A 24060-nucleotide genomic window follows, 5' to 3' on the forward strand; every position below is an offset into this window, starting at 1 on the left:
ATAAGCATGATCATTGCGGTTAATACCAGGTCGTTTTCAAAAGAGAAGCAATCGAAAAATTTTATTGAATCTGCTTTTTTACAATTGGCAAAAAATACCCCCCAACATCAATTTATTTTTTTTATTGATGATTCATTTTCTGTGGGTGAGTATTCTTCAGAAAATTTATCTTTTATAAAAAGAAAAATATCGAAAAGTAGTGTTACAGAAAACCTATGGCATAACTACCAGTTGAACAATTTACTTAAGAAACATAAAGCAGATATCCTCTTTACTACCAAATCATTAACAACTGTTAATACCAAGCTTCCGCAGTGGATGGTAATTGAAAACGGATTGTTTTTTGATCAATCAAAAAGAAAAATCAGCGCTACGCTCAGTCATTTAAAAGGCATAATAACGAATGCTGTATTTTCAAAAACAAAGCTTAGCCAGTATATCGATGACACAGAAAAAATAAAAGTGATCTGCCATACTCCTGAAAAAAAAATCATCCCTATCTCCTGGGAAGAGAAACAAATTGTTTTAAATAAATATGCGGACGATAAAGAATATTTTTTATACAATGTCGAAAAATGTAATGAAGAAAAATTAATTCTCCTGCTGAAAGCTTTTTCCGTTTTTAAAAAATGGCAAAAAAGTAATATGCAATTGATAATTACAGCCGAAGCCTTTTCCGCATCATTTAAATCGAATTACAAAAACTACAAACATAAAAACGATGTGATTTTGCTCACAGATATTCCCGCCGCCGATCTGCACAAAATTACCGGAGCAGCTTATGCCTATATTAACCCTGATGAAAACACCAGCTATACTGCCCTCTTACAAGTAATGCAGAGCAATATCCCGATAATTACGGTTAGCAATGAACCGATCAAAGAGATCTGTGGTGATGTTGTACTATATAGCAACCCTAATGACCATGATGCGATTGCAAAAAGCATGATCTTGTTATACAAAGATGAAAAGCGCAGAAATGAGTTGATAGACAAGGGGGCGGCCCTTTCTAAACAATATAGCTATACTGATGTACTCAGGTCCCTTAACGATCTGGTATTTTAAGAATCTTCCTTCTCTGCTCTTAAGGGTTAATACAAACGCTTTATCTTTGCACACTAATTATAATTATTATGGATAAATCTACCATTACTATAGATGTGCACCTGGACAGCAATAAAGTTCCGGAACTGATCAGTTGGAATGCAACCAGCAGCACTGCTGATGTTCCTCAAAAAGCAAAAGCTATGTGTTTGGCCATGTGGGATGGCGCTGATAAGACAGCTTTGCGTATAGACCTTTGGACAAAAGATATGATGATGGATGAAATGGCTGACTTTTATTATCAAATGATGATGACAATGGCCGACACTTTTAAAAGAGCTACACAACAACAGGAACTAACTGACGATATGAAAAAATTTGCCAAAGAGTTTTTTGATAAATTCAGAGCAATTCAGTTGAAAGAAAACCAGTAAAAATTACGAGTGACGAATGTAGAATTACGAATATTTTAAACCTGCAACCACATTCATTCGTCATTCTACATTCGTTATTCGTAATTACTTTAATCATTAACAATTTATAAAACTTCCACTATGGGTTTAGAGCAAAAAATAATGGCTGAAATGAAAGATGCCATGAAAAGCAAGAATGAAGCCGCATTAAGGGGACTTCGTGCCATTAAAGCAGAGATCATTAAAGCAAAAACAGAACCTGGTGCTGCCGGAGAAATTGACGAAGCGACAGAGCAAAAATTTTTACAAAAGATGATGAAACAACGCAAAGATTCTTTGGAGATCTTTGAGAAGCAAGGCAGAGAAGACCTGGCAGTTAAGGAAAGAGAAGAAATGGCTGTTATTGAAAAATTCTTACCTAAACAATTATCCGAAGCAGAAATAAAAGAAGCCGTTACTACAATCATTGCAGAAACAGGTGCTGCTTCACCCGCTGATATGGGTAAAGTAATGGGTGTTGCCAGTAAACAATTAGCTGGATTGGCCGATGGTAAAACTATCAGCAATATTGTAAAAGAATTATTAAGCAAGTAAATAGTTTGGTCTTTTGATCGATATTTTTTTCGCCATATTAATTATCATTGCTATTGTAAAAGGCTATCAAAAGGGTTTAATTATTGCTCTTTTTTCTATAGTAGCTTTTATCATTGGCATCGTCGCTGCTGTAAAATTATCGTCAGTTGTTGCCACTTACCTGCAAAATCACACATCCATTGCAGGGAAATGGCTGCCGGTGATCTCTTTTGCAGTGGTTTTTTTGGGGGTGATTTTATTGGTAAGACTTGGCGCAAAGGTGATTGAAAAAACTTTTCAGTTTGCAATGTTGGGATGGGTAAACAGAATTGGCGGCATCATTTTGTATGCGTTGTTATATACAATTATTTTCAGCATATTATTATTCTATGCAGAAAAAATTCATTTACTGGATTCTTCCGTCACACAAGCATCACAAACTTATCCGTATGTTCAGCCATGGGCGCCAAAAGTAATTGATCAGTTTGGCAAGGTAATTCCAATATTTAAGGGTATGTTTACAGCTTTAGAGAATTTTTTTTCTGGGGTACCCGATAAAATTTAATATTAAGTTTGAGGCATTATTTTAATTTAATGTAATTTTAACACGATTCATTATTTTAGTGCACAAATATCACAATGCAATTTTTAGTTACTGCTGATGAGTTACGAAATTAAACAAGACGGGAAATACAAGTTTATTGAAGAAGGCAATGGCGAACCGCTGATGCTGTTGCATGGTCTGTTTGGAGCATTAAGTAATTTTAAGGACCTGATCGAGCATTTTAGCCAAACACATAAAGTTGTAGTGCCTATGCTCCCTTTATTAGAACTTGACTTATTACATACATCTGTTGGTGGCTTACAAAAATTCGTAAAGAATTTCATAGAGCACCGCAGCTATAACAATATTCATCTTTTAGGAAATTCTTTAGGAGGCCATGTTGCATTGGTACATGTTTTAAAGAACCCTGATCGAATTAAATCTGTTATCTTAACAGGTAGCTCCGGCTTATTTGAGAATGGGATGGGAGATTCTTATCCCAAACGTGGCGACAAAGAATACATGCGAAAAAAAGCCGAACTTACTTTTTATGATCCTGCAATGGTAACTGAAGAATTGCTGGATGAAATTTTTGAGATCACCAACAATCGCTTAAAAGCGATAAAAATTATTGCTTTGGCAAAAAGTGCCATCCGCAATAATTTAGGAGAAGAAATCAGTCAGATAAAACAACCTACTTGTCTTATTTGGGGAGCCAATGATAATATTACTCCACCATTTGTAGGCGAGGAATTCCATAAACTTATTCCAAACAGTGAGTTACATTTTATAGATAAATGTGGTCATGCTCCGATGATGGAAGTGCCTAAAGAGTTTAATCGGATTTTAGGGGAGTTTTTAGCAAAACAATAACTATTGGCAGCAGCACTTCTTTGATTTTTTGCATCTAACTACAAACTATTTGATCAAAAGAAGCGTTTATCTTATAGACGCAGTAAAACTGTAAAAAATGCTCACAGCCGAATTAATTAATCACAATATACCGCAACTTACGCTGCAAGACAGCATAGGAAAGGCTTTGCAGCTTATTCAGGACTTCAGAATATCACATTTACCAGTAGTTTCAGAAGAAAAATACCTGGGGCTTATAAGCGAAGAAGACCTGTCGGACGCAGAAGATAAAAAAGGTACTATAGAAGTATTACAAGACAGTTTTATCACAGCCTCTATATTTGAAAAAGAACATTTCCTTAATGCGGTGAATTTTTGTATCAAGATCGATACCAATGTTGTCCCGATCATTAATACTGAAATGGAATTAACAGGAGTGATCACTGTTTCCGATCTGTTAAAAACCTTAGGCAATTTTTCGGGAGCCAATGAGATAGGCGGTATCATAGTATTGGAAATGGAACGTTCAGAATTCATTATTTCTGAAATAAGCCGTATTGTAGAAAGCAATGACGCTACTATATTACACTTGAATACAACCGTTCACCCTGAAAATGGTTTATTGACAGTAACCCTCCATTTAAACAAAAAAGAAATTGCAACTATCATTGCAACTTTTGAACGATATGAGTATACAGTTACTTTTTCTTACGGAAATGAAACGCATACCACTAATATAGAAAGCAACTACCAGCATTTAATGACTTACCTGGATCTTTAATGTGCTTCCTGTTATCTCCTTTAAATTCACTAATATCAGCTATTTTTACAAGGTTCTACAAATCAAGGGTTGGTATAATGAATGTAATAAAAAAAATATTTTTCTGTTTTCTTGCTGGAGCTTTTTCCATTCTTTCACAAAAAGCAAAATCCCAATCCGTTGCAATATCAAACGATCAGGATACTGCTGCCAGAAGATTTCAGGTAAAAGAAATAAAGATCATCGGTAATAAAAAAACCAAAGGTTATATTATCAAAAGAGAAATGCTGATGAGAGAAGGAGATTATATTGATAGTGCAGCATTACCAATAACCCTCGAAAAATCCAGGCAATTTATTTATAACACCACTTTGTTCAATGAAGTTAAAGTTACCGCAGATACGCTGCCAAATAACCTGCTGGTAGTATCTGTTGAGGTAAAAGAGAGGTGGTACATTTTCCCTGTCCCTCAATTCCAATGGGTAGATAGAAATTTAAATGACTGGCTAAATAACCATAATGGAGATCTCTCCAGGGTAAACTACGGTTTAAAATTTGCCCACTACAATCTTACAGGCAGACGAGATCAGCTAAGGATCACAGCACTCAATGGATATACGAGAAATATTTCGTTTTCATATTCTCAACCCTATAGTAACTCGGCACTTACCGAAGGATTTTCTGTGGGAATAGGGTTTACTCAAAACAGAGAAATTGTTTATAAAACTTCTTACGACAATAAATTGCTGTTTTTAAAATCGGAAGATTTTTCTAATCAGCGTTTCTTTGTAAATACAGCATATACCTTACGCAGAGGAATAACAGAAAGACACACTTTTAGCCTCTCATTTTCAGGCCTATCTGTTAACGATTCTGTTATCACATCTGTTTATAATCCTTCTTATTTTAACAGTACATCATCCCGCCAAAATATTATTGACCTCTCTTACACCTATCAGTTTACAGATGTAGACAATATCTCTTATCCGCTTGTAGGAAAAGTATATTCAGGGACTGTGTCAAAACGAGGATTGAAATTGAAAGGAGATATCAATTCTTTTCAGATCGACGGCCGTTGGTCGAAATATTCGAACATGAAGAAAAACTGGTATTCCAGCCTCGAAACAATGGGAAAAATCAATATGCCGTTTGATCAGGCATATATCAATCAACGGTCTTTTGGTTACGGTGAAGCATATTTGCGTGGACTCGAAAACTATGTAATAGACGGGGTGGCTTACGCATTGGCAAAATCTACTTTAAAAAAGAAATTATTATACTTCCGCATTCGTTTACCATTTAAGGCTAAAACGATCAGCAGCCTTCCTGTTACCATCTTTGCTAAAACATATGCCGATTTTGGCTATGTATATACGCAAAACCAATACGACACTTACCTGAGTAACCGATTTTTATATACTGTAGGAGCCGGTATAGACATATTAACTACATATGATGCGACCCTCCGTTTAGAATATAGTTTTAACCAATTAGGACAAAACGGTTTATTTTTACGTATGCGTAGCAGTTTTTAACGCAAGGAAGGAGATATTGAATATTGATCTGATTCAATATTAACCATTAAAAAATTATTATGAGAATCGCCATTTATAGCAGGGGTATCGAAAATAATCAACATCATGATATTGAATCTTTTTTGGAGGAGTTACATGCCTACAAGGTAGAAGCTGTTTTTTCTCAGGATTTCTTTAACCAGTTTTACTCTTCCGTAAAAATGAAAGGCAAGTATTCTACATTCAGCTCTTCGGATGATCTGGACGAAACAATCGACTGTATCATAAGTTTAGGAGGTGATGGCACACTATTGGATACTGTTACTTTAGTAAAAGACAAAGGCATTCCGGTACTGGGTATCAATTATGGCCGATTGGGTTTTTTAGCAAATATTGGTAAAGAAGAATTGCATACAGCTATCGAGGCATTAGTAAAAAGAACCTATGTACTGGATAAACGAACATTGATCCATCTGGATGCCAATATCCCGGTTTTTGATGATGTTCCTTATGCATTAAATGAATTTACACTCCAAAAAAAGGATTCTTCATCTATGATAAAGATCCATACTTATCTGAATGGAGAATTTTTAAATACCTACTGGGCAGATGGATTGATTGTAGCTACCCCAACAGGATCCACCGGTTACTCACTTAGTTGTAATGGCCCCATTGTTTTTCCGGATAGTGGTAGTTTTGTAATTACTCCGGTAGCACCACACAATTTAAATATCCGCCCTATTGTTGTGCCAGACAATAATATTATTTCGTTTGAAGTAGAGGGAAGAACAGACTCTTTTATATGTACACTCGATAGCAGGCGTATGGTGGTACCAAAAGAAATACAGATCGCCGTAAAAAAAGAAACATTTGAAATAAGTCTTATTCGTTTAAATGAAAATAATTTTTTACAAACGCTGCGAAATAAGCTTTCCTGGGGTCTTGATAAAAGAAATTAAAATTGATCTGGCTAAATTTTACAGTATCTCTCCTTCCAGATATCATTTAAAAACATATTTACAATTTTTTTAGCATAACAAAAAACGCTTTGTGTCGTTTTTATCAAACAATGTTTTACTTTGCAAACATGAAAGAAAGGTTTTTTATGGTTCTTGTGGCGAGCCTCCTGTTTTTTTCTGCACAAGCACAAAATGAAAGCATTGTTCAGAAAGGCGATATTGGTTTCACGGTAGGAGCATCACAGTATTTCGGAGACCTTAACCCCCGGGCTGCCATTAAAAAATTCAAGCCGGCAATTGGTATATTTTATCGCAAACAATTCACTACTTATTTGGGCTTACGCCTGAGTGCACATTATACTCAATTAGGTTTTAGTGACGCTGATTCTAAGATATCTTTTCAACAGGCAAGAAACCTAAGCTTTCAAACTAATTTATGGGAAGTTGCCTTGCACGGAGATTTTAATTTTTTTAAATATATCCCCGGAGATCCCAATTATACTTTTACCCCTTATATCACTCTTGGGTTGGGGGTATTCAGTTTTAACCCCTATACAGAGTTGAATGGATCGAAAATTTACTTACGCGACTTAGGCACAGAGGGACAAAACATAGGGTATACTGATCTTTCCGGAAAAAAACGCAAACCATACAAAACAACAGCTGTATGCATGCCATTTGGTGTAGGGTTAAAATACAATGTAAGTAGTAATATGAACCTGTCCTTCCAAATTGGACAACGACTTACCTTAACTGATTATTTAGATGATGTAAGTACCACTTATGTGGGTGCTGATAAATTTACAAGCGACCCCACCGCTAATCTTTTACAGGACAGGAGTCCTGAAGTAACAGCCATTCCTATTGGTGTTGAAGGCCGTCAAAGAGGATGGAGCAAGCAGAAAGACCAGTACATCATTGCAGAGATTGGTATTTCATTTAATATCAAAGGATATCGCTGCCCTACTAACTATTAATTTTTCTAAAAGATTTTAACATAGCATTATCGAAAAAAAAAATCGCTTATTTTTGGGTGGCACGAAGTTTGAATTATTCGTGGTATAAAAATCATCTGATAAAAAAATGAAAAACACCGGCCTTGTTAAGTTAGTATTTTTTTTAATCTGTATTTCCCTCTTAGCTTTCGTTCCTCCAACAAAGAAAAAGAAACGTAGCAGCATTAAGAAAAGTTCTGTTACCAAAGTAGTTAAACAAACTGCTGCCGCAGACACTGATAGTCTTGAAAATCCATATTATATCATCGTTGACAAAAGTGATTACGAATTAAAAGTATATGATGACGAAGGTTGGTATGCTACCTATCCGGTGGTATTTGGAGGAAAAGACCTGGGTGATAAAATGAAAGAAGGTGATAAAAGAACTCCTGATGGACAATTTAAAGTGATCCTGAAAAAAATTCACAAACAATGGGGACCGGAATTATTATTGGATTACCCTAACCCTACCAGCATTCAAAAATTCAATCAAAGAAAAGCACAGGGTTTAATTGCGCCAAATGCCAGAATAGGTAATGGTATTGCTATACACGCTACACGTCCGCAGGAAGAATGGACCGTAGATAATTTTTACAACTGGACTGATGGATGTGTGTCTGTAAAATATACAGAAATGAAAGACCTTTTCAGTTATATTCCTGTAGGAACTCCCGTTACTATTCAACAATAATTAAACACCCCCCGAAAGGAAAATTGGTGAATTTAATTTGTACTATTTTTTTGAATAAATAGCAGACTTCCGTCTCCGTAACTTAAAAAACGAAAATTATTTTCCAACGCATAGGAATAGATCTTTTTCCAGTCTTCGCCAACAGCAGCAGCTACCAGCAATAATAAAGTGGAATTGGGTTGATGGAAATTTGTTACAATCGCTTTTGCGATCTTAAAAATATAACCCGGAGCAATCAATATCTGTGTTTGTGTAAAAAGAGACGACTTTTTTTGGGTTTTCATCCAAATAATTAATGCAGATAATGCATCTGCAACAACAACACTTCCATCCAATTCGTCATATACCTCCCACTGAGTCAATGAGAGTGATTCAGCAGCAGGATGTTTCAGTGCCTTCACTCCCAACCAATACAAACTTTCCAGTGTTCTCAACGAAGTAGTACCCACTGCAACGATCAAATTATCCAAATTAGCGATAAGATGTTCTATCACTGATATATCTACATCGATCCACTCTGCATGCATTTCATGCTCCTGCATAGTTACCGCTTTTACGGGCTTGAACGTTCCTGCTCCAACATGAAGTGTTACAAATTCTGTTACAATATTTTTTTGGGAAAGAGACGAGAATACCTCTTCGGTAAAATGCAATCCTGCGGTTGGTGCTGCTACCGATCCATCATCTTTTGCATAAACAGTTTGATACCTATCCGCATCCTCTACATCTGCCACTCTTTTAATGTATGGTGGTAAGGGTATCTTCCCCGCAGTTTCAATTACCTCAGCAAAACCGGCTCCACCATCCCAATTAAATTCTACCACATAAGCATCGGAAAGTTTTTCCTTTAATTCAATTCGTAACTCGTAATCCGCAACCCGTAATTGTAAAACTCCATCCTTCCATTTACTAATTCCCCCTACAAAACATTTCCACTGGGTAGTGGTAGTGGCTGACAATGCCGTAACATAATCTGATCTCCATGGTTCCAGTAAAAATATTTCAATTGCTCCACCGGTGGGTTTGGTAAAAATGATCCTTGCATTGATCACTTTTGTATCATTAAATACGAGTACACTTTTTTCAGGAATATATTGATGAATATTTTTATAAATACTTTCTTCAATACCTCCATCTTTATATACCAATAACCTGGAGCCATCCCTGTCTGCCAAAGGATGTAAAGCGATCTTATCCGCCGGCAACGAATAAGTATAATTTTCTATTGCAATATTTTTAGGGTGCATCGAAGGAAAGGAATAGAAATAAAGTTCTAACAGTTTTTTATCACAAATATTAAAAATCAAAGAAAAGAATTACTACACCCTGCCATTTTTAATTTCTTCCACCACACCCGGATCCAACAGCGTTGAAATATCTCCTAAGTTTTCTGTTTCTCCTTCGGCTATCTTTCTTAAAATGCGGCGCATGATCTTTCCACTTCTTGTTTTAGGCAAGCCCGAGACAAATTGAATTTTATCAGGTTTAGCAATCGCTCCAATCATTCTTGTTACTGTAAGCAAAATATCTTTTCTTCTCATTTCATCATCTCCATGATGACCATTATAAATAACGTACGCATAAATGCCTTGCCCTTTTACATCATGCGGATAGCCTACCACAGCGCTTTCCACCACACCTGCATGCATATTGATCGCATTCTCTACCTCTGCCGTTCCAATACGGTGACCACTAATATTTAACACATCATCTACCCTTCCGGTAATTCGATAATTGCCATCATCATCTTTTAATGCACCATCTCCTGTAAAATATAGATCGGGATAAGTAGCAAAATAATTAGTGCGGCAACGTTCATGATCACCGTAGGTTGTTCTTAAAATTCCGGGCCATGGAGCTTTGATACAAAGATTTCCTTTATACAAACCATGCTCATCTTTCTCTGTCACTTCTTTGCCACTTTCATCTACCAACAAAGGTTGCACACCAGGCATAGGCAAGGTTGCCCAACTTGGTTTAGAAGGAGTGATGCCCGCCATATTAGAGATCAATGTTCCGCCAGTTTCTGTCTGCCACCAGGTATCAACGATCGGACATTTCTTTTTACCAATATGTTCATCATACCAATGCCATGCTTCTTCATTGATAGGCTCACCAACAGTGCCTAATATTTTTAAAGAAGAAAGATCTTTTCCTTTTAACGGATCTAATCCAAAGCCCATCAAACTTCTTATCGCTGTAGGTGCAGTGTATAAGATATTTACCTTGTACTTATCGATGATATCCCAAAATCTTCCTGCGTCCGGATAGGTAGGAATTCCTTCAAACATTATAGAAGTAGCACCTGCACTTAATGGGCCGTATAAAATATAACTGTGCCCGGTTATCCAGCCGATGTCTGCCGTACAAAAATGCACCTGCTCTCTCTGATATTGAAACACATTTACAAAAGTATAATTGGTCCATACCATGTAGCCACCAATTGTATGCACCACCCCTTTTGGTTTGCCCGTACTACCGGATGTATATAAAATAAAAAGAGGATCCTCTGCATCCATTGTTTCTGCAGGAAAAGACACCACACCATCTTTTTCAATTTGTGTTTCTGCATGTTCCATTTCATCTTCCCACCACACATCTCTTCCCTTTATCATTGATACCGGTGTTCTTGTTCTGGTATAAACGATCACTCTCTTCACCGTTTTATTTCCGATCAAAGCATCATCGATCACACTTTTTAAAGGAATATCTTTTGCGCCACGATAAGCACCATCGCAGGTAACAATAAATTCTGCATGAGCATCATCCAGCCTATCTGCAATACTCTGTGCACTAAAGCCACCAAAGATCACACTATGCACCGCTCCTATTCTTGCACAACCTAACACTGCATACGCCAACTCAGGCACCATACCCATATATATACATACACGATCGCCTTTCTTTACCCCATTATTAATTAGTACCTGTGCAAACTGACAAACTCTTTTGTGCAATCTGTTATAAGTCACTACTCTTGTTCTTTCTTCAGGATTGTTAGGCTCCCAGATAATAGCAGGCTTATCTCCCATTGTTTCAAGATATCGATCAATACAGTTCTCTGTAATATTCAATTGGCCGCCTTTGAACCATTCAATTTTTGGTTCTTTAAAATTCCAGTCCAATACTTTATCCCATTTTTTTCGCCAGATAAAATTTGCTGCAATTTCACCCCAAAACGCCTCGGGATTTTCTACGCTCTTTTTGTACGCTGCATGATATTCTTCCAGCGACTTGATCTGATATGGGTATGACATAGCTAAAACTTATTTTTCTTTGATGCCAATTTAATATATTTATGCTAAACTGATTGCTTTTATAAAAAATAGTTATGGCAGATACATCCACGAAAGGTATTGGTAAAGTCATTTTTTCTTCTTCCTTAGGTACATTGATAGAGTGGTATGACTTTTACATCTTTGGCATGTTGGCAAAAACAATTTCCGTTCAATTCTTTCCCGAAGGAAATGAAACAGCTGCATTACTGAGTACGTTGGCCATTTTTGCAGCCGGCTTTTTAGTTCGTCCTTTTGGAGCATTGTTTTTTGGAAGACTAGGTGATCTGATCGGAAGAAAATCTACTTTCTTATTAACGCTGGTGTTAATGGGTGGCTCAACATTCCTGATCGGTCTTGTTCCCAGTTATAAGGCAATTGGCATTGCCGCTCCTTTACTCGTTTTATTATTACGTTTGATACAAGGATTGGCATTGGGTGGAGAATATGGTGGCGCTGCAACCTATGTTGCAGAGCATGCTCCTGCTAACCGACGTGGATATTTTACAGCATGGATACAAACCACCGCCACACTTGGGCTCTTTGTTGCATTGGGAGTGATCATGGTAGTGAAATCAAATATGAGTGATGCTGCATTTACTGCCGAATGGGGCGGATGGCGCTATCCTTTCTGGATATCGATCTTATTGGTAGGCGTATCTATCTATATTCGTTTAAAGATGAGTGAATCGCCATTGTATGCTGCGATAAAAAAAGAAGGGAAATTATCTGTTAATCCGTTGAAAGAAAGTTTCGGACACAAGGGGAATTTTAAAATGGTGTTGTTGGCTTTGTTTGGGGCAGTAATGGGGCAAGGTGTTATCTGGTACACCGGACAATTTTATGCTCAATCTTTTTTAGAGAATACCTGTAAACTGGAATTCATGCAAAGTCGATCAATTCTGCTTTGGGCCATTGCATTGGCAACTCCTTTCTTTTTATTTTTTGGATGGCTGAGTGATAAGATCGGAAGAAAATGGATCATGCTGACAGGGATGTTGCTGGGAGTACTTTTTTACAGACCAATATTTGATACATTCTTGAAAGACACCGATATAAAAAAATGGACAAAAACAGAATATAGTTTTATTAAAGAAGAAATGAAAGTTTCTATGCATGGCGAAGATTCTGTTTTACAAATATCGGCTCAATATCAAACGCCTGATCAATCAAAATTTACTAGAGTAGTTACTGATACATTATATAAGAACAGGGATGAATTGCAGCATATCGTTAATGTAAATAAAAATGCAGTTTTTATTAATAAAGAAATAAACAGCACTACCTATTATAAATTTATCTTTCTCGTTTGGATAATGGTAATTTTTGTTACAATGGTGTACGGACCAATAGCTGCATTCCTTGTAGAATTATTTCCAACTAAGATCCGTTATACTTCTATGAGTTTACCATATCATATTGGTAACGGTGTATTTGGAGGACTGGTGCCATTTCTTGCGACTTTGCTCTCTACTACCTTTGTCAATGATCCATTAGTAGGATTATGGTATCCGATTGGTGTTGCTGCATTATGTTTTGTGGTAGGTGCTTTGTATTTGAACAATAAAATTGATGAGGACGTTAACGATTAAATTATTTATATGAATCAGCTTAAAAGAATAATGGGTGTATTGTGGATGCTGTTGGCTCCTGTGATCATTTATTTTTTAGTAATGGGCGCCGTTCATAATATTGGCGCCGGCAATAAGGATATTAATAAACCCATCCCATGGATAATTATCATCGCTATATTTACACCGATAGCTTTAGGACTAATGATATTTGGCTATTATTCACTAAAAGGAGAGTATGATAAGTTACCGGAGAGTTCTGAGGAAATATAAATAATCATGATGTATGGCAGGTCCGGCCGTTTATTGCATCGCCTTATAAATAACCTCCATTATTTTCGGTCGTACATTTTCATTCAATAGTTTTTTATTATCCGCCGAAGGGTTGACCCTGTTACTTAAAAAGATATAGACCAAATTATATTTCGGATCTGCCCATGCACAGGTACCTGTAAAACCTGTATGCCCAAACGTTAGTGGCGATGCAGATAAACATGGATACGGCTCTTCTCTGGTATCATTGTCTTTTTCAGGTTTATCAAAGCCATATCCTCTTCGGCTTACTTCACTATGATAGCCCGTAAACAGATCAATAGTGGCTTTACGTAAATATTGTTTACCTCCGATCGTTCCGCCATTTAATAACATTTGCATAATGATCGCCAAGTCATACGCACTACTGAATAATCCCGAATGACCCGCCACACCACCAAACATCGCAGCGCCGGGGTCATGCACATACCCTCGTATTAACTGGATTCGGAATTCTTTTTCCTGCTCAGTAGGTACGATTTTATTCAGTGGCAAAAAATTAACAGGATTGAATCCGGTGGTCGTCAACTTCAGGGGAGCATAAAATTTTTCTTTTACGTATTCATTAAGCGGTTTACCACTTACAGCTTCTACTATCTTGCCTAGAAAAATAAAATCATTATCACTATACACATACTTACCTGAGGTCGTAAGCGGACTTTGTAATATTCTTTTATACATCGTGTCATTCCAGTCCTTTCTTAAATACAGATTTTTTGCCACAGGAATATTGAATGAGTCATTTTTACTGGTAGAAAAATATTTAGTATATGGTATTCCGTTAGCATTTATTGTTTCTTTGTAAAAAGGAATGAACGGCACTAATCCTGCCTGGTGCAATAAAATATTCTCAATAGTCAATCCTTCCTTGTTGCTGCCTTTTACCCAAGGCAAATAATCACCTAATTTTTTCTTTAAATCGATCTTGCCATCATCATACAATTTCATTATCGCCAACGTAGTAGCACACATCTTGGTTACAGATGCCACATCATACACTGCATCAGTTGTAAGCGGCTCCTTTTTATCATTACTATAATAACCAAATGCTTTCTGATAAGCCAGCTTGCCATTTTTTGCCACCAGTATAACGCACCCTGGTGTTGCTCCACTTGCAACTGCGGCATTACCAATAGAATCGATCTCATTCAGTTTTACAATATCCAGCATTACTTCATCAGGATTAACCTCAGGTAATATTTTTTTACTCTCCATTATTCCACTGCCAAACTTATACTGATCGCAAACACTTACAGATAATTTTCCTTTTGCTTCAAATTTCCCCTGCAACAGATCAGCTGCTGCATTTTGCACAATACTATCATCTTCATAACAGGCAATCAGGTTTTTCGCAGTACAAAAATTTTTGATAGCATAAGGATTGCCAAAAACTATCGTAACTGCATTCGTCTGATCCTGTAATTGATTTACCAGATCGATCACCGGTGTACTGATACCGAAATTATTTGCCGGTGTTCGGCTATAGGCATGTATCCCGATGATGACCTTTTTATACTTTTTCTTTATGATCTCTATAGTTGATAAAACCCTCGATTCATCCTGCTTATAATTAAAATAGAAAACAGCAGCATTATAATCATTACGCATACGTTTGGCGAAAGCATTATCACTACTCAAACCTATGCCAACATAAGCCACGTCCGGATTTTGTTTTTGATCGATATTTAACGGAAAGAAAGCCTCATTCGATTTAGCCAATAATGTTATCGCATTTTCTGCTACCAGCTTTTTCATTTCAGGAATACCTGCATTCAGATCTTGGGTGATATTATCAGTATTGATTGGTTGAAACTTTCCACCACCATACATATACTTTGCTACCAAAACTTTTTTGCAATGCATATAAATGTCATCCCAGCTCAATTTTTTCTTTTTAATGGCATCTTTTATTTTATCAATGCTTAGCGTTACATCCCCGGGTAAACAAAGCATATCATTACCGGCAATGATTGATTGCACAGATGCCTCTCCATCAGGGAAGAATTTTTTTACCCCCTGCATTTCCAATGCATCGGTAAAAGTCAATCCGTTATATTCCAGATCTCTTCTTAATAAATCGGTTACATTTTTTTTACTGATTGAAGTGGCTCTGTTAGCTGTATTATCAATCGCCGGAATAAACAAATGTGCTATCATCACACTCCCAACGCCTGCTTTAAAAATTTGCTTGAACGGGTATAACTCTAAAGAGTCCAATTGTTCTAAAGATTTATTGATGACGGGCAGATCAAGATGGGAATCTACTGATACATCTCCATGGCCGGGGAAATGTTTGGCACAAGCCATCACTCCAACATCCTGCATCCCTCTCATGTACTCAATGCCGAAAAGTGATACTTTATATTTATCCTCACCAAAACTCCTGTCGTTAATAACAGGGTTATTAGGATTATTATTAATATCCACCACCGGAGCATAATTAACGTTAATGCCTAAACGCTTACATTGCTCTCCCACCAGTTTTCCATATTGATACACAATATTGGCATCCTGCATAGCTCCCAGCATCATCTGGTGAGGCAATGCCTGTACGCTGTCAAACAAACGCATGCCTACGCCCCACTCCGCATCAATACAGGTCATGATGGGTGTTTTAGCAATACTCTGCAGATAATTGATCACCTCTGCTTGTTTTACCGGATTTCCCTGAAACAGACAAATGCCTCCGATATTGTATTTTTGTACTGCCTCGGCAACTTCTTTATCGAAAAAAACAGCCGTTTTTGCTTTAAAATCATAGGTGGATAGTCGCAGTACCATCAGTTGAGCAATACGTTCTTCATCAGAAAGTGTATTAAAAACGCTGTCTGCCCAATGCTGAGCAGCTATGTTTTGTGAAAAAGATCTTGTAGAAAGAACCATAAAAAAAATTGCAATACACCTCCGCATTATCGATAAAAGATTATATAGTAAAAAGTATGTGTTATTTTTGAACTTCTAAATTAAAGGATTTGCCCGACATCATTCAATTATTACCGGATAACATTGCCAATCAGATAGCGGCTGGTGAAGTAATTCAGCGACCAGCCAGTGCTGTTAAAGAACTGTTAGAAAATGCCGTAGATGCAGGTGCTACTGAAATACAGCTGATTGTAACAGATGCAGGAAAATCACTTATACAGGTAATTGATAATGGTAAAGGCATGAGTGAAACTGATGCCAGAATGAGCTTCGAACGTCATGCTACTTCCAAGATAAAAAATATTGATGATCTCTTCCACATTAAAACAATGGGATTCAGAGGAGAAGCTTTGGCAAGTATTGCGGCCGTTTCGCAGGTAGAGTTAAAAACAAAGAAAGCAGATGAACCGATAGGCACCTATATAGAAATAGATAATAGTGTTGTAAAAAAACAGGAGCCGGTTGCAATGCAGACAGGTAGTAGCATCGCTATGAAAAATTTATTTTTCAACGTACCTGCCAGAAGAAATTTCTTAAAAAGTAATCCGTCAGAACTAAGACATATTGTTGATGAGTTTATCAGGGTTGCTATGGCTTTCCCGGATATTTTCTTTTCACTTACCTCTAACGGACAAGAAGTTTTTCATTTAGAGAGCGGTAGCCTTAAACAACGAATTGTACAGATACTGGGGAATAATTACAACGCCAAAATGGTAAGTGTAAATGAAGAAACCGATTACATGAATGTATATGGTTTTGTGGGCAAACCAGAAACAGCTAAGAAAACCAGGGGAGATCAATATTTTTTCGTGAACAATCGTTTTATTAAAAGTGCTTACCTGAACCATGCGGTGATGGGAGCTTTTGACGAAATGATCGGGAAAGACAGCTTTCCGATGTATGCATTATTTATCGATCTGGATCCATCACAAGTGGACATCAATGTTCATCCAACCAAACAGGAAATAAAATTCGAGGATGAGAAAATAATTTATGCTTTTGTTCAGAGTGCTGTAAAACATTCATTGGCACAATTCAGCATTACACCAACGCTGGATTTTGAACTGGATTCAAATATTCAACACCTGGATGCTATAAGTAAACCTTTTACAGAAGAAAAAAAATCATCCGTTGCTTCTTCCTCTTTATATAACACATTTACTAAAAAGAATCAGGCGCATTTTATTGAGAACAGAAGTGAATTAAAACATTGGAAAGAATTTTATGAACCAGCTGCAGCAACTGGCAATGAGCAACAGGCAGTGGATAATAAAACAGCGGCAACAAATTTTTTACCGCTTACGCACCAGGCTCAACACACTTCAGATAAATTAATTCAGTTACACAATACTTATATTGCAGTACAAACCAATAGCGGCTATTTGTTGATCCATCAGCAAAATGCGCATGAAAGAATTTTATATGAAAGATTTCTCAATGCTGTTGAAGGCAAACCTATTGCCACACAACGAAGCCTCTTTCCTGTAACTGTAGAATTAACACCTGCTGATGCCGCTGTTTTAAATGAGTTATTACCCGACATGCTAACATTGGGATATCAACTGGAACCATTTGGCAGCAATACATTTGTAATACAAGGTACACCGGCCGATATTGAACAGGGCAGCGAAAAAAATGCTATCGAAAAAATGTTGGAACAATACAAACATTTCAGTACAGATCTAAAATATAGTAAGAGAGAAAAACTGATGCGTTCACTGGCATGGCAACAGGCTATAAAAGCAGGCACATCTTTAACAGAAAAAGAGATGTCAACATTGATCAACGATCTTTTTGCCTGTTCTTCTCCTAATATTACCCCTACGGGTAAACCAACCTACACAGAGTTTAAAAAAGCGGATCTGGACAAAATGTTTGGGAGATAAAAAAGTCCCTGCATACCTAAATACAGGGACCTACCTTACATTAAGAAACCCAAAAACCGAGTTTATAATTTCTGGAATTTAGCGAAGCACACTTTATTTCCATAAATCAATTTAATTGTATAATATCCCGCTACTAAAGTTTCTGTGTTGATACTTACCACATTATTCCCAGCTAACCCTTGTTGATCTTTTTGCTGTACTAAAACATTTTGAATGTTGTATATATATGCATGTATCAATTCGGGGGCATCCATTTGAACCGTTACATTTACCTGGTTGGTTACGGGATTTGGAATTGCCTGCAACTCACATCTGGTTGAGATACTTTCAATTTGTATAGCACTACAATATTCTTTAACACATCCACCATTGGTTACAGCTTTCAGGCAAACATAATAATAACCGGTATCAGTAAAACTATACATCGGATTATTTTGATTCACTGTTATACTATTGCTGCTGCCTGGTTTGAAGATCGTCCAGGTTTGTTGTTGTACAGGTACATTACTTACAGCATAGAAATAGATCTTATTAGACATATACTGATCTCTGCGATAACTGTAAGAAAGTTTCACGGTATCACAATTCACCGGTGGCGTAATTTTTATTGCCTTACAGGTTGTAGATGCACAGTTTGTATTTTTGTATGCTGTCAAACAAACCTGATATGTTCCATATTCAGCAAATTGATGACTACTGATAACATCATGGCTTCCCATTCCGTCGCCAAATGTCCAGGTATATTGAATATCATTACTTTGATTAGCCGGTATAAAATAATACAGCTGATTAACCGAAGATGGTTGATAGGTGAACAAAGATAACTGACTGCAATTGATAGGAGGAGGCGGAACCGTTACTGTAACTGAATCGCATTTATATTTTACACATCCTATTCCATATTCAACTCTGAGACAAACATAATATTTACCCGCTTGTGCATATTCATGTATTGCATTCCAGGATGTAGCATTTGCAGAACCATCGCCAAAACTCCAGATCGCACTAACTCCTGTTGTTGGTAATACTGTGGTGTTGGTGAAATTTATTTTCTTGCTGTTGGTTGCATCTTTTACCCAACTATATGTGGGAACAAAATCACATGGTGGCGGTGGAACAGTTATTGTGATCGAATCGCATTTATATTTTACACATCCTGATCCATATTCAATTCTGAGACAAACATAATATTTACCTGTTTGCACATATTCATGTGTTGCATTCCAGGATGTAACATTTGCAGAACCATCACCAAAACTCCAGGTTGCAAGACCATTAATATTTGTTATTGTTGGTAATATTGTTGTGTTAGTGAAGTATATTTTTTTATTATTAACCGAATCTTTTTTCCATGTATATGTGGGAACAAAATCACATGGTGGCGGAGGAACAGTTACTGTGATCGAATCGCATTTATATTTTACACAGTTACTGCCTGACTGAATTCTAACACATACATAATATTTACCGGGCTGAGTATATTCATGCGTTGCACTCCAGGATGTAACATTCGCTGAGCCATCACCAAAGCTCCAGGTTGCACTGATATTTGCTGTTGTTGGCGGCACTGTAGTATTAGTGAAATATATTTTTTTATTATTAAGAGAATCCTTTTTCCATGTATATCCGGGCACGAAATCACATGGTACAGGAGGATTTGCTAAAGTAATTGAATCGCATTTATATTTCACACAAGTAGCACTTAATTGAACTCTAAGGCACACATAGTATTTACCCGGCTGACTATATTCATGCGTCACATTCCATCCTGTAACAGCCGCGGAAGTATCACCAAAAATCCATGTTGTAAGTACATTGGTTCCGGTGCCGGCAGCAAGTGTTGTGTTTGTAAATTTTATTTTTAAAGTATTGCTACTATCTGTTACCCAGGTGAAAGATGGCACAAAATCACAAGGAGATACAACAGTTATAGTTTTACAAGTATCTTTAATGCAACCTGTTAGTTGAGCACTGCTGTTACGTTTTATTATTCGCAAACAAACTGTGTAGTTACCCGCCTGACTGAATGTATGTGCCGGATTTACTTCAGTAGAGTATGTACCATCGCCAAAACTCCATCTGACAGAATCAGTTGAGGTCAACCCCGCTGTAGCATTCGTAAAGTTTATTCTTGTGTTCAATGTTGCATTGGCAACCCATGTAAAATCGGGAACTATCGTGCATGCAGGAGTTACTATTTCTATTGTTTTACAGAATGTCTGGCTGCATTCAGGGTCGGTTGAAAATAATTTTTTTCTTTTTACTTTTAAACAAACAGTATATGTTCCTGACTGACTGTACACATGAGCAGGGTTCCAATCCTTAGAATAAGTTCCATCACCAAAACTCCAATAAAGACTATCCGAAGTATTTAACGGCAATGTAGCATTAGCAAAATAAACTTTATTGGAAATAGCAGGGTCTTTCTGCCAATTGAAATCAACCTTCAAATCGCAAGGTTTAACGATCGTTATCTCAGTACATACTTCCCTTACACATGATGTGGTATTAGATGTTGTACTCCGTTTTTTTATTAACAAACAAACTTTATAAACACCTGCTGAAGTATAGGTATGAGTCGCATTAATATCTCCCGAATGCGTCCCATCACCAAACATCCACGAAATTGAATCGTTGGCATTAATTGAATAAGAAGTATTCGTAAATTTTATTGTAAGATAATTAGATGCATCAACAGCATAAGTAAATTGCGGTACTACACAATCTTGCTGAAAGGTGATCTCTTTAGTTACAGAGTCTCTGCAAAGTTCAACCCCGTTCGGATTTCTTTTGATCTGGTAATGAGTTACCGTAAAAGTTCCGCCTGCGGCAGGATAAGTATTATACGGCGATATGGCATCACTGTAATGACCATCGCCAAAAGACCAGTAATGCCGAACATAGGGAGTATCCCCAATTACATCCGGTATGAACTTAGCCGTATTTCCCGATGAATTCCAGGTAAAATTTGCATTGCAGATAACGGTAGTTTGTGCTACTGCAGAAAAAGCAAATACACTAAAACAAAATAAGATAAGTGGTAATATTCTTTTCATAACAATCGTTTTTGGTTTTATAGGCAAAACAAGATATTGGCACCTTAATGGAGATACCGCATTTGTTATGAATGTTGCTTACGGAAAAAATATTTTAATTTTTGTTTCTTATATCCTGTAAAAAATGTTCTACAGAGCGACGAACAATTGAAGCCTTCCCTTGAAAATTATTAGCTAATACTGAGAATATCAATAACTTATTCTTTTTTGTGATCAAAAAACCACTCAGGCAAGACTGATTAGACATAGAACCGGTTTTGGCATATATATAGCCACTGTCAGCAGTAAAGTAATTCTTTAGGGACCCCTCGTCGCCTGTTGGTAATATTCTTTTTAAACGCTCCAACCCAAATTCATTTTTCATCTTATTTAAAACATAGACAAATGATTGGGGGGTAAATAAATTATATCGACTTAATCCGCTACCATCCACCCATCTTGGTTTCTGAGGAATATCTTTCAGATCATTATTCAATAAAGTATCAATGATCATACCATCGCTCATATACCCAAGTTTTTCATTGCTTACCATTAACAAAGTTTGTTCAGCAAAAAAATTATCGCTGTTGTACATCATTGGTTTGAAGAGAGAGTCGGAAGGTTGGGAATGAATTACCGTATATTTTTTTATGTCTGAAGAGTTTTCAAATTTATAAGCTCCACCAAAATAATTTACTTTTTTATGACCACCTACACATCTTTCTTTCGTTTTTGAAAAATAATAATTGCAAAGAGTATCATTTAAAAGCATTATTCCACCAGCCAATGAATTTGTAATAAAAGGAATTGTTTGCTTTTTAAAATTTGATTCTGTAGCAGTCGGGATAAAAGTATTTTGTAATGGTTTCCGCTTTAATGTAAATTTTATTCCCTCAATTGGTTTGCTAAGGTTAAGGTCATTTTTAAAAAGTGACGGCAAAACATTTACTACCTGATCTTCTAAAAAAAATCTAGCCGCATTTCCATAAACAGGCATAGGGTTTTTTTCTATCATATAATCTTCATTATAATCATCCCAAGCCCAGCCTTTGCCATATTTTTCTTCTCTCCAAATCGAATCAATTATATACTGAAAAAAACAGACTGATTTATAATTCGCTTTTAAAAAATCAAGTACGGGTTGTTTTGTAAAATCCGGGTGAAGAAAAGTTGGATCACCAGAAGGAATTGCATTGCAAATTGTATCATTTCCAGTAATTCTCAAGCCTACCAAACTATCTCCCAAATATTTCATCCCTGCATACAGCGTAAACAGTTTTGTATTAGATGCCGGTATAAAATACTTTTCGGCATTATAATTATACCAATACTTGTTTGTAGCAGGTTCGTAAATACTTATACCAATATGCCCGGTACTGATCAAGGAATCCTGAAACAAAATTTTGTCTGTAGTTGCTGATATTTTTTGTGAAACAGAACAAGAAGAGAGAAAAACAAAAAATGAAAAACAAAAAATGAAAAATGTTTTTGGAAACAATGCTCTCATAATTTTTAATTTTTCATTATTAATTTTTAATTACGCTCCTGTGCTCTCAACCAACGTTCGGGCATTTCATTATGACTGGCAGTGAGGTAATCGTTATAACTGCAGGGAATGAATTTTTTATCCGGCAACTGCATCCACCATCTGCCTGATTTACGGCTTTGTAAAAAAACGGTATCTACTTCAGCAAACACTGTATTGAATTCATTAAAGTGTACCCTGTCTTCCAGCATCGCCTCTTGTTTACAACGGCTTTTACCATCAATAAAATACCATAATACCTGAGCGATCTGTTTAGCCGTCAGTTCAGCAATATCGGCCTGTGTATTATATCCGTAGATACCAAAAGTGCTCAATACATTACTCATTCCTGCATAACGTGCTAGCATACAAGCTTCTTCACCTGTAAATCCATTCGGACTGCAATCGTTGGCAGGCGCATCACTATATTTTATAGCACTAATATCAAAACTTAATAAATTGGTATTACGCAATACCGGCTCTATTTCTTCCATATTCTCTTTTGCCATCCCCACTCTAAAACAATCAAATCTTAACTTATCCATTGTTTCCAGCATACGTGGATGAACCAGGTAACTCTGAAATCCTACATGATTATAATGCTTTACCCAATTCGGCTCTCCGGTAAGCATTTCCAGTAAAAAATTTTCGCTCCTGAGCGGACTCTCTCCCTTTAAATTGATAGTGGCATCAATACAGGTTGCCTCTACTGTTTTTTGTAAATGCTGATAGGCAAAATATTGCGCCAATGTAATATCATGCGATCCGCCAAGAATCACAATTGTTTTATTCAGTCGAAGCAACTCTCCAATCACTGTTTTAACAGCCGCATAACTATCATTTAATGATGCCCCCGATTTAACATTTCCCAGATCAGCAATTTTTACATCTGTATGCCAGTAATGTAGTTGATACAATTGCTTCCTGATGGCATCCGGGGTATCTGTACCGGAATTAAACCCACCGCTGCCCCTGGCTTCTCCTACACCCACCAATACAATATCTATTTCAGTCAAATCAGGTAATTCACCCTCATAAATAGCCATGTGTTTGGCCAGTTGTCCATCATTATATCCGTTGTCATCATTAATTGCGCTAATGTGAATGGGTAGTAAGAAATCATGCAGGTCGTACATCCGTCGATTAATTTGCAGCAAACTTAGCAAATTGTATTGATAGCCGTTACTCA

General features: G+C 36.7%; 19 protein-coding genes. 13 read left to right on the top strand and 6 right to left on the bottom strand.

Features of this window, described 5'->3' with window-relative positions:
• Positions 1-6 precede the first annotated feature (6 nt).
• The 10 genes from LK994_RS03290 to LK994_RS03335 all read left to right on the top strand — a co-directional run bounded on the left by LK994_RS03290 (position 7) and on the right by LK994_RS03335 (position 8345).
• Entirely contained in the window at positions 7-1065 is a 1059-nt protein-coding gene (locus LK994_RS03290; protein ID WP_229761461.1) for a glycosyltransferase, read from the top strand.
• A 68-nt stretch (positions 1066-1133) separates the two neighbouring features.
• The gene (gldC, locus tag LK994_RS03295) at positions 1134-1478 is read left to right on the top strand and encodes a gliding motility protein GldC (RefSeq protein WP_229761462.1); all 345 of its coding nucleotides are present in this window, start codon (positions 1134-1136) and stop codon (positions 1476-1478) included.
• A 120-nt stretch (positions 1479-1598) separates the two neighbouring features.
• Positions 1599-2051: a GatB/YqeY domain-containing protein gene (locus tag LK994_RS03300; RefSeq protein ID WP_229761463.1), complete on the top strand. Its 453-nt coding sequence runs from the start codon at positions 1599-1601 to the stop codon at positions 2049-2051.
• 13 nt (positions 2052-2064) lie between these two features.
• On the top strand, positions 2065-2595 hold the full coding sequence (locus LK994_RS03305) for a CvpA family protein (protein WP_229761464.1): 531 nt from the start codon (positions 2065-2067) through the stop codon (positions 2593-2595).
• A gap of 96 nt (positions 2596-2691) precedes the next feature.
• Positions 2692-3447 (top strand): alpha/beta fold hydrolase, encoded by a 756-nt coding sequence (locus LK994_RS03310; RefSeq protein WP_229761465.1) that lies wholly within the window; start codon positions 2692-2694, stop codon positions 3445-3447.
• A gap of 97 nt (positions 3448-3544) precedes the next feature.
• Positions 3545-4207 (top strand): CBS domain-containing protein, encoded by a 663-nt coding sequence (locus LK994_RS03315; protein WP_229761466.1) that lies wholly within the window; start codon positions 3545-3547, stop codon positions 4205-4207.
• 77 nt (positions 4208-4284) lie between these two features.
• The gene (locus tag LK994_RS03320; protein ID WP_229761467.1) at positions 4285-5721 is read left to right on the top strand and encodes a POTRA domain-containing protein; all 1437 of its coding nucleotides are present in this window, start codon (positions 4285-4287) and stop codon (positions 5719-5721) included.
• 59 nt (positions 5722-5780) lie between these two features.
• A complete protein-coding gene (locus tag LK994_RS03325; RefSeq protein WP_229761468.1) occupies positions 5781-6659 on the top strand; it encodes an NAD kinase in 879 nt (292 codons plus the stop codon).
• Positions 6660-6787: 128 nt separating this feature from the next.
• Positions 6788-7636: a type IX secretion system protein PorG gene (gene porG / locus LK994_RS03330; protein WP_229761469.1), complete on the top strand. Its 849-nt coding sequence runs from the start codon at positions 6788-6790 to the stop codon at positions 7634-7636.
• Positions 7637-7742: 106 nt separating this feature from the next.
• Positions 7743-8345, top strand: coding sequence for a L,D-transpeptidase family protein (locus LK994_RS03335; protein WP_229761470.1), 603 nt, complete (start codon positions 7743-7745; stop codon positions 8343-8345).
• 32 nt (positions 8346-8377) lie between these two features.
• Here LK994_RS03335 and LK994_RS03340 read toward each other — a convergent pair whose 3' ends face one another.
• On the bottom strand, positions 8378-9592 hold the full coding sequence (locus LK994_RS03340) for an S-adenosylmethionine:tRNA ribosyltransferase-isomerase (protein WP_229761471.1): 1215 nt from the start codon (positions 9590-9592) through the stop codon (positions 8378-8380).
• A 72-nt stretch (positions 9593-9664) separates the two neighbouring features.
• Positions 9665-11602, bottom strand: coding sequence for an acetate--CoA ligase (gene acs / locus LK994_RS03345; RefSeq protein WP_229761472.1), 1938 nt, complete (start codon positions 11600-11602; stop codon positions 9665-9667).
• A 74-nt stretch (positions 11603-11676) separates the two neighbouring features.
• Here acs and LK994_RS03350 point away from each other — a divergent pair, with 74 nt between their 5' ends.
• Complete coding sequence (locus tag LK994_RS03350; RefSeq protein ID WP_229761473.1) at positions 11677-13212, top strand: MFS transporter; 1536 nt, start codon at positions 11677-11679, stop codon at positions 13210-13212.
• A gap of 9 nt (positions 13213-13221) precedes the next feature.
• The gene (locus LK994_RS03355) at positions 13222-13464 is read left to right on the top strand and encodes a DUF6814 family protein (RefSeq protein WP_229761474.1); all 243 of its coding nucleotides are present in this window, start codon (positions 13222-13224) and stop codon (positions 13462-13464) included.
• Positions 13465-13494: 30 nt separating this feature from the next.
• Here LK994_RS03355 and LK994_RS03360 read toward each other — a convergent pair whose 3' ends face one another.
• Positions 13495-16386, bottom strand: coding sequence for a glycoside hydrolase family 3 N-terminal domain-containing protein (locus LK994_RS03360; protein ID WP_229761475.1), 2892 nt, complete (start codon positions 16384-16386; stop codon positions 13495-13497).
• Between the two features lie 89 nt (positions 16387-16475).
• Between LK994_RS03360 and mutL the strand changes: the two genes are divergently transcribed.
• On the top strand, positions 16476-18311 hold the full coding sequence (gene mutL, locus LK994_RS03365) for a DNA mismatch repair endonuclease MutL (RefSeq protein ID WP_229761476.1): 1836 nt from the start codon (positions 16476-16478) through the stop codon (positions 18309-18311).
• 62 nt (positions 18312-18373) lie between these two features.
• On the opposite strand, the gene LK994_RS03370 is transcribed toward mutL, so the two are convergent.
• The 3 genes from LK994_RS03370 to LK994_RS03380 form a co-directional block, all read right to left on the bottom strand.
• Positions 18374-21367, bottom strand: coding sequence for a PKD domain-containing protein (locus LK994_RS03370; RefSeq protein ID WP_229761477.1), 2994 nt, complete (start codon positions 21365-21367; stop codon positions 18374-18376).
• A gap of 94 nt (positions 21368-21461) precedes the next feature.
• Complete coding sequence (locus tag LK994_RS03375; protein WP_229761478.1) at positions 21462-22853, bottom strand: D-alanyl-D-alanine carboxypeptidase; 1392 nt, start codon at positions 22851-22853, stop codon at positions 21462-21464.
• A 26-nt stretch (positions 22854-22879) separates the two neighbouring features.
• Complete coding sequence (locus LK994_RS03380) at positions 22880-24028, bottom strand: formimidoylglutamase (RefSeq protein ID WP_229761479.1); 1149 nt, start codon at positions 24026-24028, stop codon at positions 22880-22882.
• Positions 24029-24060 lie beyond the last annotated feature (32 nt).

It is taken from the genome of Ferruginibacter lapsinanis (assembly GCF_020783315.1).
Taxonomy (GTDB): Bacteria; Bacteroidota; Bacteroidia; order Chitinophagales; family Chitinophagaceae; genus Ferruginibacter; species Ferruginibacter lapsinanis.